The 14,468-nt window shown below is 65.0% G+C and carries 18 protein-coding genes; 10 read left to right on the forward strand and 8 right to left on the reverse strand.

Features of this window, described 5'->3' with window-relative positions; translation table 11 throughout:
* The 3 genes from AC30QB_RS15405 to AC30QB_RS15415 all read left to right on the forward strand — a co-directional run.
* Positions 1-397: sigma-70 family RNA polymerase sigma factor (locus AC30QB_RS15405; protein WP_489547122.1), on the forward strand; the 397-nt coding region annotated here is incomplete at its 5' end.
* Positions 394-1,098, forward strand: a complete 705-nt coding sequence (locus tag AC30QB_RS15410) for an anti-sigma factor (RefSeq protein ID WP_489547123.1) — start codon at positions 394-396, stop codon at positions 1,096-1,098. The genes AC30QB_RS15405 and AC30QB_RS15410, both read left to right, overlap by 4 nt.
* Before the next feature lie 122 nt (positions 1,099-1,220).
* Positions 1,221-1,685 (forward strand): tetratricopeptide repeat protein, encoded by a 465-nt coding sequence (locus tag AC30QB_RS15415; protein ID WP_489547124.1) that lies wholly within the window; start codon positions 1,221-1,223, stop codon positions 1,683-1,685.
* A gap of 4 nt (positions 1,686-1,689) precedes the next feature.
* On the opposite strand, the gene AC30QB_RS15420 is transcribed toward AC30QB_RS15415, so the two are convergent.
* Together AC30QB_RS15420 and AC30QB_RS15425 are read right to left on the reverse strand one after the other, a co-directional pair.
* Entirely contained in the window at positions 1,690-2,994 is a 1,305-nt protein-coding gene (locus AC30QB_RS15420; RefSeq protein ID WP_489547125.1) for a D-amino acid dehydrogenase, read from the reverse strand.
* 41 nt (positions 2,995-3,035) lie between these two features.
* Positions 3,036-3,170, reverse strand: coding sequence for a hypothetical protein (locus AC30QB_RS15425; RefSeq protein WP_489547126.1), 135 nt, complete (start codon positions 3,168-3,170; stop codon positions 3,036-3,038).
* A gap of 218 nt (positions 3,171-3,388) precedes the next feature.
* On the opposite strand from AC30QB_RS15425, the gene AC30QB_RS15430 reads away from it, so the two are divergent.
* Positions 3,389-3,598, forward strand: a complete 210-nt coding sequence (locus AC30QB_RS15430) for a hypothetical protein (protein ID WP_489547127.1) — start codon at positions 3,389-3,391, stop codon at positions 3,596-3,598.
* Positions 3,599-3,652: 54 nt separating this feature from the next.
* On the opposite strand, the gene AC30QB_RS15435 is transcribed toward AC30QB_RS15430, so the two are convergent.
* Positions 3,653-4,105 carry a fasciclin domain-containing protein gene (locus tag AC30QB_RS15435; RefSeq protein WP_489547128.1) on the reverse strand — a complete coding sequence of 151 codons (453 nt, stop codon included), beginning with the start codon at positions 4,103-4,105 and terminating at the stop codon, positions 3,653-3,655.
* Between the two features lie 182 nt (positions 4,106-4,287).
* On the opposite strand from AC30QB_RS15435, the gene AC30QB_RS15440 reads away from it, so the two are divergent.
* Positions 4,288-4,914: a TetR/AcrR family transcriptional regulator gene (locus tag AC30QB_RS15440; RefSeq protein ID WP_489547129.1), complete on the forward strand. Its 627-nt coding sequence runs from the start codon at positions 4,288-4,290 to the stop codon at positions 4,912-4,914.
* On the opposite strand, the gene AC30QB_RS15445 is transcribed toward AC30QB_RS15440, so the two are convergent.
* From AC30QB_RS15445 to AC30QB_RS15455, 3 genes are read right to left on the reverse strand one after another with little or no spacing between them, the layout of a single operon-like run.
* The gene (locus AC30QB_RS15445) at positions 4,884-5,654 is read right to left on the reverse strand and encodes a metallophosphoesterase (RefSeq protein ID WP_489547130.1); all 771 of its coding nucleotides are present in this window, start codon (positions 5,652-5,654) and stop codon (positions 4,884-4,886) included. The two genes, AC30QB_RS15440 and AC30QB_RS15445, sit on opposite strands and share 31 nt — an antisense overlap.
* 3 nt (positions 5,655-5,657) lie before the next feature.
* The gene (locus AC30QB_RS15450; protein ID WP_489547131.1) at positions 5,658-6,401 is read right to left on the reverse strand and encodes a UPF0149 family protein; all 744 of its coding nucleotides are present in this window, start codon (positions 6,399-6,401) and stop codon (positions 5,658-5,660) included.
* A gap of 21 nt (positions 6,402-6,422) precedes the next feature.
* Complete coding sequence (locus AC30QB_RS15455) at positions 6,423-7,382, reverse strand: LysR family transcriptional regulator (RefSeq protein ID WP_489547132.1); 960 nt, start codon at positions 7,380-7,382, stop codon at positions 6,423-6,425.
* Between the two features lie 127 nt (positions 7,383-7,509).
* Between AC30QB_RS15455 and AC30QB_RS15460 the strand changes: the two genes are divergently transcribed.
* Positions 7,510-7,761, forward strand: a complete 252-nt coding sequence (locus AC30QB_RS15460) for a hypothetical protein (protein ID WP_489547133.1) — start codon at positions 7,510-7,512, stop codon at positions 7,759-7,761.
* Between the two features lie 80 nt (positions 7,762-7,841).
* On the opposite strand, the gene AC30QB_RS15465 is transcribed toward AC30QB_RS15460, so the two are convergent.
* On the reverse strand, positions 7,842-9,707 hold the full coding sequence (locus AC30QB_RS15465; protein ID WP_489547134.1) for a phosphoenolpyruvate carboxykinase (GTP): 1,866 nt from the start codon (positions 9,705-9,707) through the stop codon (positions 7,842-7,844).
* 257 nt (positions 9,708-9,964) lie between these two features.
* On the opposite strand from AC30QB_RS15465, the gene AC30QB_RS15470 reads away from it, so the two are divergent.
* A complete protein-coding gene (locus tag AC30QB_RS15470; protein WP_489547135.1) occupies positions 9,965-10,765 on the forward strand; it encodes a substrate-binding domain-containing protein in 801 nt (266 codons plus the stop codon).
* Positions 10,766-10,776: 11 nt separating this feature from the next.
* Positions 10,777-11,358, forward strand: a complete 582-nt coding sequence (locus tag AC30QB_RS15475) for an MOSC domain-containing protein (RefSeq protein WP_489547136.1) — start codon at positions 10,777-10,779, stop codon at positions 11,356-11,358.
* A 16-nt stretch (positions 11,359-11,374) separates the two neighbouring features.
* On the opposite strand, the gene AC30QB_RS15480 is transcribed toward AC30QB_RS15475, so the two are convergent.
* The gene (locus tag AC30QB_RS15480; protein ID WP_489547137.1) at positions 11,375-12,466 is read right to left on the reverse strand and encodes an alkene reductase; all 1,092 of its coding nucleotides are present in this window, start codon (positions 12,464-12,466) and stop codon (positions 11,375-11,377) included.
* A gap of 190 nt (positions 12,467-12,656) precedes the next feature.
* On the opposite strand from AC30QB_RS15480, the gene AC30QB_RS15485 reads away from it, so the two are divergent.
* Both AC30QB_RS15485 and AC30QB_RS15490 read left to right on the forward strand, forming a co-directional pair.
* A complete protein-coding gene (locus tag AC30QB_RS15485) occupies positions 12,657-13,499 on the forward strand; it encodes a 23S rRNA (adenine(2030)-N(6))-methyltransferase RlmJ (protein WP_489547138.1) in 843 nt (280 codons plus the stop codon).
* Positions 13,500-13,523: 24 nt separating this feature from the next.
* On the forward strand, positions 13,524-14,468 hold a 945-nt coding region (locus tag AC30QB_RS15490), incomplete at its 3' end, for a CaiB/BaiF CoA transferase family protein (protein ID WP_489547139.1).

Here is a 14,468-nt window from a genome sequence, read left to right on the forward strand (position 1 = left end):
GCACAGCGCCAGTGGCTACAACCCCGTCGTGGCCACGCCCATGACCTGGCTGATCAACATCGTGCGCAACAAGGCGATCGACGCCCTGCGCTCGGGCAAGACCGAGCGCGGCTCCACGGTGGCGCTAGACGACGAGGCCATGGCGGTGGCCGGCGACGAGGCCCTGGAGCCGCAGCGCCTGCTCGACGAGAGCTTGACCAAGGCGCACATCGATACCTGCATGAGTTCGTTGAACGCGTCGCAGCGGCAGGCACTGGCGCTGGCGTATTACCGCGGCATGGTGCACACCGACATTGCTGAAACCATGAACGCACCGCTGGGCACCGCCAAGGCCTGGGTACGGCGTGGGCTGGACAAGTTGAAGGACTGCCTGCAGTCCGCAGGGGTCACTGCATGAACTACCTGCTACCTGAACGCCTGGAACGGTTGGCACGCGAATACGCGCTGGGCACGCTGACCGGCGGCGCGCGGCGCCGCTTCGAGCGCGTGCTGGCGCAAGCCCCCGCCGCCGTGCGCGCGGTGGCCGCGTGGCAAGAGCGCTTCACGGTCTTGTCGGCCAGCCTGCCCCCCCTGGCCCCACGCCAAGCGGTGTGGCAAGGCCTGGAGCAACGCCTCTTCGCACCGCCGCGCCGCGCAAGCGGCGGTTGGTGGCGCCTGCTCTCGGGTGCCTTGGCTGGCGTGCTTGTGTGCACTGTGGTGCTGCGCCTGCAACCCGGGCTGATCGGCCTGGAGCAGCGCAACGAAGCGCTGCCTGCGAGCTATGTGGGCCTGCTCACCGATGTGGAAGGCAAGCCCACCGTGCTGGCCAGCTCACGTCGCCAAGGCAGGCAACTCACGGTGAAGCTGCTGCAGCCGGTGGCGATACCCGCCGATCGCGTGGCCCAGCTGTGGGCTTTGCCACAAGATGGCAGCGCGCCTTTCCCGCTCGGCGTGGTGCCAGGCAAGGGCAGCGCCGTGCTGGCCTTGAGCGAAAGCTCGGAGAAGCTTTTCTTCAAGGTGTCGCGCCTGGCGGTGAGCCTGGAGCCGGCTGCCGCGAAGCCGGGCGACAAGCCGACCCAGCCCTTCATCTTGAGTGGCCACTGCGTCAAGCTCTGGTAACAATGGTTGAGGCGAGTGGAATTTTTTGCATCCGGCTGCGTCCACCTGAGGCGCTCACTCCGTAAGTCCATTCAAGACGCCAATGTCGGTGTCTGAATATCAAGCCCAAGAGGACACACACCATGAACCGCACCTTGCTCGCCACCGCCCTGCTGGCCCTGACTCTGAATACCGCCTTCGCCGCTGACACGTCGCCGGCCCCGGCAGACAATCTGGCCGGCGCCCGCGCACAGATCGCCGCCAAGAACTGGTCTGGCGCCATCGACGAACTCAAGCGCGTCAACGACACCGCCAGCGCCGACTGGAACAACCTGATGGGCTACAGCCTGCGCAAGGCCAAGACGCCCGACCTCGCCGGCTCGGAGAAGTTTTACAACGACGCGCTGCGCATCGACCCCAACCACCGCGGCACGCTTGAGTACTCGGGCGAGCTGTACCTGATGAAGGGTGACCTGCCCATGGCCGAGAAGCGCCTGGCCGCACTCGACAAGGCCTGCACCCTGCCGTGCTCGGAATACACCGACCTGAAGAACGCGATCGCGCGCTACAAGGCCAACGGCAACAAGAGCGCTTCGAGCGACTACTGATCGATCACGCGGCAGCCACGCGCAATGCGTGGCCCTGCGTGTCGCCGCAGAAGCCGAAATTGAGCGCTGGTTGCACGCCGCTCATCAGCTCGGCCAGGGCGCGGCCCGAGCCGGCTCCGTGCGTCCAGCCCAGCGTGCCATGGCCGGCGTTGACCCACAGGTTGGCCAGCTTGCTGCGGCCTATGTACGGAATGTTGTTGGGCGTGCTGGGGCGCAAGCCGGCCCAAAAATGCGGCTCACTCGTGTCGGCCACACCCGGAAACAGCTCTTCGTAGCGGCGCACCAGGGCCTGGCAACGCACCTTTGAGGTGGTGCTGTCCAAGCCTGTGTCGTAGCCCGCCATCTCGGCGGTGCCGGCCACACGGATCGTGTCGCCCAGGCGGCTCACGGCGATCTTGCGGGTGTCGTCGATCATGCTGACAACGCTTGCGCGCTCGGGGTGCTTGAGCCTGAAGGTGGCCGAGTAGCCCTTGGCCGGGTAGATGTTCAGGTAGATGCCGAGCGGGCGCAGCAAGGGCGCCGTAAAACTGCCCATAGCCGCCACGAAGGCGTCGGCCTGCAGCAGGCGTTTTTGCCCGCTGAGCCTGTCGTCTACGTGCACGCCTTGCAGGGCGCCACCTGCGGCATCGAAACGCACGATCTCATGCTCGTAGAGAAAGGTCGCGCCACGCTTCTGGCACAGCCGAGCGAGCTTCTGGGTGAAGACGCGGGCGTCGCCCGACTCGTCACTCGCGGTGTAGGTGCCACCGGCAATGTGCTCGCCGAAGCTGCGCAGCGCAGGCTCGACCTGTAGCACTTCGTCGCGCGACAACACCTGCCGGTCTACCCCGTGGCGGCGCATCAGCTCCACACCTGCAGCGGCCGCGGCCAAGTCTTCAGCGTTGGAGAAGAAGTGCAGGATGCCGCGCTCCAGTCGGTCGTACTCGATGCCCGTCTGCGCCACCAGGCTCTTCAGCGACTCGTGACTGTAGCGCCCGAGCGCCACCAGCTGCGCCACGTTGCGCTCGAAGGCGGCGTGCGTGCACTGCGTGAGAAAGCTCAAGCCCCAGCGCCACTGGTGCGGATCGAGCTTGGGGCGAAACAAGAGCGGCGAGTCGTCGCGCGACAGCCATTTCAGCACCTTGAACGGCGCAGCCGGGTGAGCCCAGGGCTCGCAGAAGCTTACCGAGATCTGCGCGCCGTTGGCAAAGCTGGTTTCGAGCGCGGCGTCTGGCTGACGGTCGACCACCGTCACCTCGTGGCCCTGCTCCAGCAGGTACCAGGCGGTGCTCACGCCCATGATCCCGGCGCCCATCACCAAAACTCTCATCACACGCCCTTTCAGCGACAGCTACGCTGCCACGCCGAACATCACCAACGCCACGCATGCGCCGAGCTACCCCCGCCCAGCGGGGCTGGATCGGGCGAGGCCGCCAACACGAAAGCGCTCAGCAGCGCCGCCAGCAGGGTACCCCAGGTGAGTGTTCGTATCGACAGGCGGTTCACGGCAAGCTCCTTCAATAACTGCCAAATCATTTCGAGACCCTTATGGTGATCGCACTGCACAAAACCAAGCGCAGTGCTGTGCGAACACCATCCGGTATGCATGGGTAAACCCGCGTGGGGCCAAATGCGCCACAAGCCCGGTTCATCTCCGTGCATTGCCTGCTGCGGGGCAGCGTCACACTTTCACCCAAGAGGTGGACAAACAGCGGAGGTGCGCAATGAACCTGATCCCTGGATTCGGCTGGCTGAAAACAGTGACCACGCAGCGTGACGTCGCCGAGCCGACGCCCGACGCGGGCGACATGGGCACCGCCTTCGGGCTCGACGCCTGCATCGAGCCGCTCAGCGAGCAGCGCGCGGCGCCAGTGCCGGGGCACAAAGCCGTTGCACCCTGGAACCAGCGCCTGGTGCGCCGCCCACAGCGCTGAGGCGCCGCCCGCACCGCGCAAGGCGATGCGGGCGGAGGCATCAGCTGCACTCCATCACTTGGGCATCAGCACGGTGTCGATCACGTGGATGACGCCGTTGTCGGCCACCACATCGGCCGCCACCACCTTGGCGTTGTCGACCATGACCCCGCCGCTGGTCGCCAGCGTCAGCTCTGAGCCCTGAACGGTCTTGACCTTGCCGGCCATCACGTCCTTGGCCATCACCTTGCCGGGGACCACGTGGTACGTCAGCACCGCGGTCAGCTTGGCCTTGTCTTTCAGCAAGGCGTCGAGCTGGTTCTTGGGGATCTTGGCAAACGCCGCGTCAGTGGGGGCAAACACAGTGAATGGGCCGGCGCCTTTGAGGGTGTCGATCAGGCCGGCGGCCTGCAGGGCGGTGGCCAAGGTCTTGAAGTTGCCCGCCGCGACGGCGGTGTCAACGATGTCCTTGGCCTGAGCCGAGAAAGCAGCCAGAGAAAGGGCGGCAACAGCAAACAGCTTCTTCATGAAATAGCTCCTGGGTGGTTGGGGGAAGAGGTGGTGGAACAGGGAACGGAAATAATCGCGGCGCCGTGTGAAATTTGAACTTATGAGTTCACATTGTCAACTGTGTGGTATTTTATTAAACCAAAAGGTTTGTTTGTGACTTGTTCGTCCCTTTTTGGTGCCTTGTGGCTAAAATGACGGCTATGGCCAAGATTTCATTCAAAGAACAGGTGCTCCGCGCCCGTGAGGACGCGATCGTCGTGTCGGTCAACCGGCTCTTGGCCGAAAAAGGCTTTGACGTGATGACGGTCGACGAGGTGGCTGCCGACGTGGGCATCGCCAAGGCCAGCCTGTACAAGCACTTCAGCTCCAAGGAAGAGCTGGCCGGCGCGGCCATGATCCGGGTGCTGGAACGGGCCCAGGCCTTCATGGCCAGCCTGCCGGTGAGCGCCAACGCGATTGATCAGCTCAAGGCCGTGGCCCGCTGGACCATGCAGGTGCAGCTGGCCGGCGAGATGCCCTCGTTGCCGGCCCAAAACTCCACGCTACGGGCCGCGTTGATGGCCAACAAGCCCTACCTCGACCGCCTGATGGAGGTGAGCGAGCAACTCGGCGCATGGATTGACGCCGCCCAGATGGACAGCGCCCTCAACCCGCGCCTCGCCCCCGAGGTGGTGCTCTACACCCTGTTTGCCCGCGCCTGTGACCCGGTGCTGAGTCTGCTAAAGGTGAGTGGCCAGCACAGCGACGAGCAGATCATCGAGATGCTGCTGAGCACCTGCTTCGACGGCTTGTCCGGTCAGACCTCGACGACGAACAAGCCGTTGTAGCCATCCGCCTCGCCCTTGCGGCCATGGCCGCGCGCGTTGCATACCACCCGCGTGGCGCGGCCGTCGTCATGCCTGACGGTGTAGTCGTGCCGGCAATGCAGGTGGCCGTGTATCCACAGGTCGGCGAGCGGCAGCAGGTCGTCGTCAGCGTTGCAAAAGCTCGCGGTGCCCGACTGGCTGCCGTAGCGCGGGTCGCCACTGCGCAGGGTGGGGCCGAAGTGGGTGAGGGCGACGGTCGCGTGCCAGTCGCCCCTGCGGGCCAGCTCTTCGGCCAGCCAGGCGCGGCAGCTCAGCGCCTCTTCACGCACGGCATCGGCGCCGAAGGATGTACCGTGTTGGGTAGAGCGCATCACACGCATGAAATAGCTGGCGGCGCGCATGGCCTTGTCGCGCCCGCGCTCGCCGAAAAGGTCGAAGTCGCACCAACGCACGGTCGCCACAAGGCGGATGCGCCGGCCTGATCGATCGGTGATGACGCTGCTCTCGCGCTCCAGCAGCGTGATGCCGAGTTGACTGCAACGTTCGCGCAACTCGGGCCATGCGGTGTCGAGCTCTCGGTTGTCAAACTCGTGATTGCCCGCAACCAGAATCACCGGCACGGGCCAATCGCGAAACAGCGACAGCCCTTGCCAGGTGCTGTCGATGTCGCCGCCCAGTACGAGCAGCTCTGCATCAGGGGCAGGCTGCGGCTCGAAAGTTTCGGTTTCGAGGTGAAGGTCCGAGAGCAGCTGCAAGCGCACAGATCAGGTGGCGCCGTGGCACTGCTTGAACTTTTTGCCGCTGCCGCAGGGACAGGGGTCGTTGCGCCCCACCTTGGGCGCTTCGCGGCGCACGGTGTCGACCTTGTAGCGCAGCTCACCGGTCAGGTCGTAAAGATCGGCCACGGTGACAACCAGCTCTTCGATCGCCTCTTCCATGTCTTTCAGCGGGTGCTCGCGCTCGAGTGTGGCCACGACTTCGCGCTCTTCGTCGGTCTCGGCCGGCAGGTGGCGATACAGGCGGGCCAGCGCGGCCATCACCGCGTCGTCGGGCATCTCGGCCAGGTCGGGGAAGCACAGCGTGGCATGCTGGAAGCCCGCCACCCAGGGCATCAGCGCCTGCGAAATCTCGCTGAGGCCGGCCAGGGGGTCGATCTCGCCCTCGGCGGGCGGCTGCAACGGGTGCTCTTCATCGAATTCAAGGATCAACGGGTTGAACCAGCCGTCTTCTGCCATCGCACGGTTGAGTGAAGCGTGGCGACGCAGGATGAGCGCGGTCGTGCGCGCTTGCCAGGCAGCATCTACGTCATCAGGCAGTGGAGTGGCATCAAAGTCGAACACGTGTGGCAGCCAGGCGGCAGGCTCCAGCAGCAGCGGCTGCACCAGCACACCGCACAAAAAGCCGTCGAGCATGACGGAGTCGACGGGTTGCAGGGGCTCGGGCGTGGCGGCGAGCAGGTCGTCGAGCTCGGCGAACTCGGCGTCGGTCAGATCGGAATGGGCAGACATGTCGGGCCTTGAGAATTGCGGTCAGCCGACATTGTCATCCGGCGCGCCGGTGCGGGGCTTCATTGCCTCTGCCAGGCGCGCTCGCAGCCACTGGTGCGCACTGACGCGGTCGTGGCGCATGTGCCACATGGCTTCGACGTGGATGCGCGCCATGCGCATAGGCAGCGGCCGCTCGACCAGCTGCGCGGCGTAGCCGGTGGCGTCGACAAAGGAGGCCGGTAACACCGTCAGCAGGTCGCTGCGCGCCACCACCCGGCCGGCAGTGAAGAACTGGTTGACCGTTAACACGATGCGGCGCGACCGGTTGAGCGCGGCCAGCGCCTGGTCGACGAAACCGTGCGGCCGGCCTGAAAAGCTCACCAGAAGGTGGTGCGCAGCGCAGAAGTCGTCCAGCGTCAACTCGCTGCCTTCGGCCAAAGGGTGGCCGCGTCGCATCACACACACGTATTCGCTTTCTGAAAGCCGCTGGTGGTGCAGCGCACTCTGCTGGCCCCCGGCCGCCAGCTCGGCCACCGCTTCCGGGAAGTAGCCCACCGCCACGTCGGCGTCGCCCCGCTCGAGCAAGGCGCGCGGGTCGCGGGTCGTGAGCGGCAACACCCTCAGGTTCACCAATGCGTGCTGGGCTTCGATGTGGTCGACGAGCGGCGGCAACAGCACGGCCGCAGTGGCGTCGGCCATGGCCAGGCGGAAGCTAACCGCATCGCGTTGGGGGTCGAAATCACCGGGGTCGAGCGCAGCACGCAGCTGGCCCAGGGCAGCCCTCACTTCAGGCCACAGCTTCTCTGCATACGGGGTTGGCACCACGCCGTGGGTCACGCGAGTAAGTAGTTCCTCACCCAGTGACTCTCGAAACCTGCGCAGAGCGTTGCTCACGGCGGGCTGCGTCAGCGCCAGTCGCACGGCAGCTCGGGTGAGGTTGCGCTCGGCCATCACCGCGTCGAACACCCGCAGCAGGTTGAGATCCAGGGTTTGGAAGTTCACGCTGACATTGTTACTGTGAATATCACGGATTCACAAACTTGATTTGTCAGACACTAGTGCAAACCCTTATTATTGGCCTCAATGCGGCACCCCTTGGCGCTGCAGAGATGCCCCGAAGGAGCACACCATGACCACCACCACCATCAGCATTCAAATCCCGCAAGTCCGCACGGCACCCCGTTTGGCCGCCCGCATTGGCGAACTCGTAGCCTCGGCCATCGCCCTGCTCAGCCACCCCGGCACACCGGCACCCCGTTATCCCTCACGTGAAGCAGCTCGCGTGCGCGCCATGGCTCACCGCTACGAAATGGCTGACCCGCGTTTCGCATCGGAGCTGTACGCAGCCGCCGACCGGCACGAGATGATGTACGGCAACTGATCGCCGCCTTGCTGCTGTTTTGCAGCACGCAACAAAAAGCCCGCACTTGGCGGGCTTTTTTGTGGGCGCTTGAGGTTTGATCAGGCGGCCAGACGCGCTTCCAGTTTCGCCTTGGTGGCCGTCAACTCGGCCGGCAGGTGGTACGCCAGCTGATTGAACAGCTCGGTGTGCAGGTCAAGCTCGGCACGCCAAGCCGCCTTGTCGATGCTGGTGACCTGCTCGAACTGAGCCTGCGAAAAGTCCAGCCCCTTCCAGCTCAGGTCCTGGTACTGAGGGCTGATGCCGAAGATGTTTTCGACGCCTTGGCCCTTGCCTTCCACGCGCTCAAGCATCCACTTCAGTACGCGCATGTTTTCGCCGTAGCCAGGCCACACGAACTTGCCATCATCGCCCTTGCGGAACCAGTTGACGCAGTAGACCTTGGGCAGCTTGCCACCTTCCGCTTGCAACTTCTGCCCCAGGTTGAGCCAGTGCTGGAAGTAGTCGCTCATGTTGTAGCCCATGAAGGGCAGCATGGCGAACGGGTCGCGGCGCACCACGCCTTGCTGGCCGGCAGCGGCAGCGGTGGTCTCGGAGCCCATGGTCGCGGCCATGTAAACGCCTTCGACCCAGCTGCGCGCTTCGGTCACCAGCGGCACGGTGGTCGAGCGGCGGCCACCGAAGATGATGGCGTCAATCGGCACACCGGCGGGGTTGTCCCACTCAGCGTCGAGTGCCGGGTTGTTCATCGCGCCGACCGTGAAGCGAGCGTTGGGGTGCGAGGCCTTGGCGCCGGTTTCCTTGGCGATCTTGGGCGTCCAGTCTTTGCCTTGCCAATCGGTCAGGTGCGCGGGCGGCGTTTCGGTCATGCCTTCCCACCACACGTCGCCATCATCGGTGAGCGCCACGTTGGTGAAGATCACGTCGCGCTTCAAACTGTCCATGCAGTTGGAATTGGTCTTGGTGTTGGTACCCGGAGCCACACCGAAATAGCCGGCTTCGGGGTTGATGGCGTACAGGCGGCCGTCCTTGCCGGGCTTGATCCAGGCGATGTCGTCACCGACGGTGGTGACCTTCCAGCCTTCGAAGCCAGCCGGCGGGATCAGCATCGCGAAGTTGGTTTTGCCGCAGGCGCTGGGGAACGCGGCTGCCACGTGGTGTTTCTTCCCTTCGGGGCTGGTGACGCCCAGGAGCAGCATGTGCTCGGCGAGCCAACCTTGGTCACGGCCCATGGTGGAGGCGATGCGCAAGGCCAGGCACTTCTTGCCCAGCAGCGCGTTGCCGCCGTAGCCGGAGCCATAGCTCCAGATTTCGCGGGTCTCGGGGTAGTGGACGATGTACTTGGTGGTGTTGCACGGCCAGGCCACGTCTTTTTGGCCAGCTTCGAGCGGTGCGCCCACGGTGTGCACGCAGGGCACGAACACGCCGTCTTCGCCCAGCACGTCGAGTACCGCGCGGCCCATGCGCGTCATGATCTTCATGTTGACGGCCACGTAGGGGCTGTCGGAAAGCTCCACACCGATGTGTGCGATGGGCGAGCCGAGCGGGCCCATGCTGAACGGCACCACGTACATCGTGCGGCCCTTCATGGAACCCTTGAACAGCGCCTTGTCACCGGTTTGCAGCAGCTCGCGCATCTCGGCCGGGGCCATCCAGTTATTGGTGGGGCCGGCATCTTCTTTCTGCTCGCTGCAGATATAGGTGCGGTCTTCCACGCGCGCCACGTCGCTCGGGCTGCTGCAAGCCAAGTAGCTGTTGGGGCGCAACTCGGGGTTGAGCTTCTTGAAGGTACCTGCCGCAACCAGCTGAGCGCACAGGCGGTCGTACTCTTCCTTGCTGCCATCACACCAATACACGTCTCGGGCCTCGGTGAGTGCGGCAATTTCGGCCACCCACTCCACCAGGCGTGCATGTTTGACATAGGCCGGCACGTTCAAGCGCAAGCCCTCCAAAATGGGTCGGTTCATGGTCAATCCAATCATCAAAGTTAAAGCGGAATCGGGCGAGCCTCACTCAATCTGAAACGCAGATTTCGAGGGGCTCGCCCCATGCCGCACGCACATTCGAAAAGATTGTCATGCCAATGTAATCGTGCCGTAACCACCGAGTCCCAGGGGGTCATGCAACTTTTGCATGACACCATGCCGTCGCTCTGTGAACTTGTTCCGCAGCGCGGGCAAAGGCTGTGCCTACTCCTTGTTTTTCACCGCATAAGATCAGCTTCATGACCTTCGACCGCCGCTCCCTGCTGGCCTGGATGGCCGCTTCAGCCGCGCCTTGGGCGCACGCCGCCCAACGCAAATCCCTGGCCGACCCGATGCGCCTGGGGGCCGAAAAAGCCCTGATCGATGCGGGTTTGGCGAAGCAGCTTCAGAAAGCCTTCGGCCGCGACACAGGGGTGGCCGTGCAACTCGTGCCCGGCAACAGCGCGGCCCTGCTGCAGGCGTTGGAGCAAGGCGAGATCGACGCCGCCATGACCAATGCGCCTGAGCAGGAGGCCGCGCTGGAAAAGCAAGGCCTGGCGCACGACCGCCGCCTGATCGCGGTCGGCGACTTCGTGCTGGTCGGCCCGCTGGAAGGCAAGGGCAAGAAAGCCAAGGACCCGGTGGGCATTGCCGGTGAGCGTGACATCACGGTGGCGCTGGCGAAACTCGCCCAGGCCCAGGCGCGCGTGATAGGCCCCATCAACGGCAGCGGTGCCGACCTCGGCACGCTGGCCTTGTGGCGGGCGGCGAAGGTCTCGCCTGTTGCGCCCTGGTATGTGGAAACCAAAACCAACGCGCTGGACCAGGCGCAGGCCGAAAACGCCTACACCCTGGTCGAGCGCGGGCTGTGGCTTGCGCGCGCACGCAAGCCGCTGGCCGTGATGGTCGAAGGCGATCCGCGCATGGCGAGCGAGGTGCACGTGATGCGCTCCTTCCGCGTCAACCACCCTGCAGCCAAGCTCTTCGGCCAATGGGTGACGGGCCCGCAAGGCCGTCGGGTGGTCGGCAGCTTGCGCGGCTGGCGCCCGGCTCCTCGCTGACAAAGCCCGAGATGCCGCACACCCTGCTCAGCGTCAACGTCAGCCTCGCACGAGAAATCGAGATCAACGGCCAAAAGGTCATGACCGGCATCGGCAAGCAGCCCACGCCACACGCCGTGCCCGCAAGGCCGCTGGGCCTGGAGGGCGACGAGCAAGCCGACCAGTCGGTGCACGGCGGCCTGTCGAAAGCGGTCTACGCCTACCCGAGCGAGCACTACCCGTTCTGGCAAACCGTGCGCTCGCAGGCCAAGGTGGCGTTATGGGACGAAATACTGCCGCCGGGGTCGATAGGCGAAAACCTCACGCTCGCCGGCCTGCTCGAAAACCAGGTGTGGATAGGCGACGTGCTGCGCTTTCCTCACTGCGAGCTGGCGATCAGCGAGCCGCGCTTCCCCTGCTTCAAGTTCAACGCCGCGATGGGCTTCAACCAGGCCAGCAAGCTGATGGTGGCCAATGGCTGGTGCGGCTATTACCTCGCGGTGCGCGTGGCCGGCACGCTGCAGGCCGGCGAGTCGTTCGAGCTGATCCCGGGCCCACGCGAGGTGGGCATCCTGGAGCTGTTTCGCTCACGGCTCGCGGCGCACAAGCGCTGAAACACGCGCCGCCTGATTAAGCAAGCGCCGGGTAGTCGGTATAGCCCTCGGCGCCACCTCCGTAGAGCAATGCCGGCTTCAGCGCGTTCAACGGCGCGTCTTGCTGCAACCGGCGCACGAGGTCGGGGTTGCTGATGAACGGGCGGCCAAAAGCCACCAAATCGGCCGCGCCTGAGGAAACCGCATCCATCGCCATCTGGCGGTTGTAGCCGTTGTTGACCATCCACGCGCCCGCGGCGTGGCCGGCCTTGTAGCGCTGGTGCAAAGCCTCGTAGTCGAAAGGCGCGATGTCGCGCGCGCCGCCGGTCTGGCCTTCGATGATGTGCAGGAAGGCGAGCTGCATCGGCGCCAGCTGCTCCACCACGTAGTTGAAGAGCGTTTGCGCCTGGCTGTCTTGCCCGGCATCGTTGCTGGGCGTGACAGGGCTCAGCCGCAAGCCGGTGCGGCCTGCGCCGATCTCGCTGATGACGGCCTGCATCACCTGCAGCAGCAGGCGCGCACGGTTCTCCATGGAGCCGCCGTAAGCATCGGTGCGGTCGTTGATACTGTCGCGCAAGAACTGGTCCAGCAGGTAGCCGTTGGCACCGTGTACTTCCACGCCGTCGAAGCCGGCATCAATGGCGTTGCGCGCGGCTTGCCCGTAGCTGGCGACCAGGCCGGGGATTTCATCGAGTCGCAGCGCACGCGGCTGAGAGGTGTCGGCGAAACCGCCTTCTATGAAGGTCTTGCCCTTGGCGACGCGCGCCGTCGACGACACCGGCGCCTGGCCGCCTGGCAGCAGCGACACGTGCGAGATGCGGCCCACATGCCAGAGCTGGATCACGATGCGCCCGCCTCGGGCATGCACTGCGTCGGTCACCTTCTTCCAGGCCGCAATCTGCTCGGGGCTGTAGATGCCCGGCGTGTCGAGGTAGCCCTGGCCTTCGGGGCTGATCTGGCTGGCCTCGGTGACGATGAGGCCGGCGTCGGCGCGCTGGGCGTAGTAAGTGATGGCCAGCTCAGAGGGCACGCGGTTGGCAGCGGCGCGGTTGCGCGTGAGCGGGGCCATGACGATGCGGTTGGCCACCGGGATGTCGCCGATGCGGGCGGGGTCGAAGAGTGAAGTCATGAAAGTCCGTCGAGTCGTGAAAGGGATGGCGCGATGCTACGGAGGCCGGCAAAAACTTGCCGGCACCAGGCCAAAACCCTCCAGCACCGCCCACCGAACTGTGATCGACCCGCCCTGGCAGAACGGGTGCGGCAGTTCGCCCACTGCGATGAAGAAGACAATACGGCTCTCCCCTGACCAGCGCCACACCATGCTCGCCTACCGACACGCCTTCCATGCGGGCAACCACGCCGACGTGCTCAAGCATGTGATGCTCATGCGCGTGCTGCGCTACATGAATCAGAAAGACAAGCCCTACCGCCTGATCGACACCCACGCCGGCGCGGGCGGCTACTCGCTCGAAGGCCAGTACGCGCAGAAGAAGGGCGAATACGTGAACGGCATCGGCCGGCTGTGGGGGCGCGACGACCTGCCCGAGGCCATCGCCGAGTACGTGGCGCTGGTCAAGCAATTCAACCCCGAAGGGCGCATGGAGCAGTACCCGGGCTCGCCGGCGTTCGGCCAGATGATGCTGCGCTCGCAAGACCAGCTGCGCATGTTCGAGCTGCACAACACCGACCACCGCATCCTCGCCGCTTACCTTGGTGAAACCAAAGGCGCCGAGGTCTACAACGCCGACGGTTTCGAGGGGCTCAAAGGCCAGGTGCCGCCCTCGTCACGCCGTGGCGTGGTGCTGATGGACCCGTCGTACGAAGGCCATGGCGACTACCCGCGTGTGATCGCCGCGCTGCGCGAAGCGCTGCTGCGTTTTGCCGAAGGTGTGTACATGGTCTGGTACCCGCAGGTCAGCAAGGTCGAAGCGGCGCAGTTGCCGCGGCGGCTGGAGGCCGTCGCGCCCAAAGGCTTCTTGCATGTGCGCATGACGACACAGCAGCCCGACCAGCAAGGCTTTGGCCTGGCGGGCAGCGGCGTGTTCATCATCAACCCGCCGTACACACTGCACGACGAGATGCAGGCGGTGATGCCTTATCTGATTGAGGTGCTCGGGCAGTACGACGGCGCCAACTACAGCATCGAACAACGGGCGGCGTAGCGCCCGTTCGGCAAGCAGCGCGCCATGCCGCCTCAAGCCACCTCTGCCGTGAATGCTGCACAGGCTGTGAACGGCCCGCTGTCGGGCCTCAAGGTACTGGAGCTGGGCCAGTTGATCGCCGGCCCCTTCGCTGCCAAAACATTGGCCGACTTCGGCGCCGAGGTCATCAAGATCGAACCGCCCGGCAGTGGCGACCCGCTGCGCCAGTGGCGGCTGCTGCACAACGGCACCAGCGTGTGGTGGCAGGTGCAGTCGCGCAACAAAAAGAGTGTGGCGCTCGACCTGAAGCAGCCCGAAGCACGCGACATCGTGCGGCGGCTGGCCAACGAGTGCGACGTGCTGGTGGAGAACTTCAAACCCGGCGTGATGGAAGCCTGGGGCCTGGGCTACGACGAGCTGGCGCGCGACAACCCGGGCCTGATCATGTTGCGCATCAGCGGCTATGGCCAAACCGGGCCGTACAAAGATCGCCCCGGCTTCGGCGTGGTGGCCGAGGCCATGGGCGGCCTGCGCCACCTGACTGGCGAGCCAGGCCGTGTGCCGGTGCGGGTGGGGGTGAGCATCGGCGACACGCTGGCGTCATTGCACGGGGTCATCGGCATCCTGATGGCGCTGCACCACCGCCACAACTCCGCGTCACCGACCACGCCCAAAGGGCGCGGGCAGGTGATCGACGTCGCGCTGTACGAAGCCGTCTTCAACTGCATGGAAAGCCTGTTGCCCGAGTACAGCGCGTTTGGTGCAGTGCGTGAAGCTGCCGGCAGTGCGCTGCCGGGCATTGCGCCGAGCAATGCGTATCGCTGCAACGACGGTGGCTATGCGTTGATCGCCGGCAATGGCGACAGCATCTTCAAGCGGCTGATGACGGCGATCGGCCGCGCTGACCTGGGCAGTGACCCTGCGCTTTGCGACAACGCGGGTCGGGTCAAGCGTGTGGACGAGATTGATGCGGCCATCGGCCAATGGACG

Source organism: Rhizobacter sp., from assembly GCF_046595475.1.
Lineage (GTDB): Bacteria > Pseudomonadota > Gammaproteobacteria > Burkholderiales > Burkholderiaceae_C > Rhizobacter.

What these genes read in the sequence shown, in the direction of transcription:
- AC30QB_RS15410 (WP_489547123.1), top strand. Translation starts at nt 394, where the DNA reads ATGAACTACCTGCTACCTGAACGCCTGGAACGGTTGGCACGCGAATAC.
- AC30QB_RS15415 (WP_489547124.1), top strand. Translation starts at nt 1,221, where the DNA reads ATGAACCGCACCTTGCTCGCCACCGCCCTGCTGGCCCTGACTCTGAAT.
- AC30QB_RS15420 (WP_489547125.1), bottom strand. Translation starts at nt 2,994, where the DNA reads ATGAGAGTTTTGGTGATGGGCGCCGGGATCATGGGCGTGAGCACCGCC.
- AC30QB_RS15430 (WP_489547127.1), top strand. Translation starts at nt 3,389, where the DNA reads ATGAACCTGATCCCTGGATTCGGCTGGCTGAAAACAGTGACCACGCAG.
- AC30QB_RS15435 (WP_489547128.1), bottom strand. Translation starts at nt 4,105, where the DNA reads ATGAAGAAGCTGTTTGCTGTTGCCGCCCTTTCTCTGGCTGCTTTCTCG.
- AC30QB_RS15440 (WP_489547129.1), top strand. Translation starts at nt 4,288, where the DNA reads ATGGCCAAGATTTCATTCAAAGAACAGGTGCTCCGCGCCCGTGAGGAC.
- AC30QB_RS15450 (WP_489547131.1), bottom strand. Translation starts at nt 6,401, where the DNA reads ATGTCTGCCCATTCCGATCTGACCGACGCCGAGTTCGCCGAGCTCGAC.
- AC30QB_RS15460 (WP_489547133.1), top strand. Translation starts at nt 7,510, where the DNA reads ATGACCACCACCACCATCAGCATTCAAATCCCGCAAGTCCGCACGGCA.
- AC30QB_RS15465 (WP_489547134.1), bottom strand. Translation starts at nt 9,707, where the DNA reads ATGAACCGACCCATTTTGGAGGGCTTGCGCTTGAACGTGCCGGCCTAT.
- AC30QB_RS15470 (WP_489547135.1), top strand. Translation starts at nt 9,965, where the DNA reads ATGACCTTCGACCGCCGCTCCCTGCTGGCCTGGATGGCCGCTTCAGCC.
- AC30QB_RS15475 (WP_489547136.1), top strand. Translation starts at nt 10,777, where the DNA reads ATGCCGCACACCCTGCTCAGCGTCAACGTCAGCCTCGCACGAGAAATC.
- AC30QB_RS15480 (WP_489547137.1), bottom strand. Translation starts at nt 12,466, where the DNA reads ATGACTTCACTCTTCGACCCCGCCCGCATCGGCGACATCCCGGTGGCC.
- AC30QB_RS15485 (WP_489547138.1), top strand. Translation starts at nt 12,657, where the DNA reads ATGCTCGCCTACCGACACGCCTTCCATGCGGGCAACCACGCCGACGTG.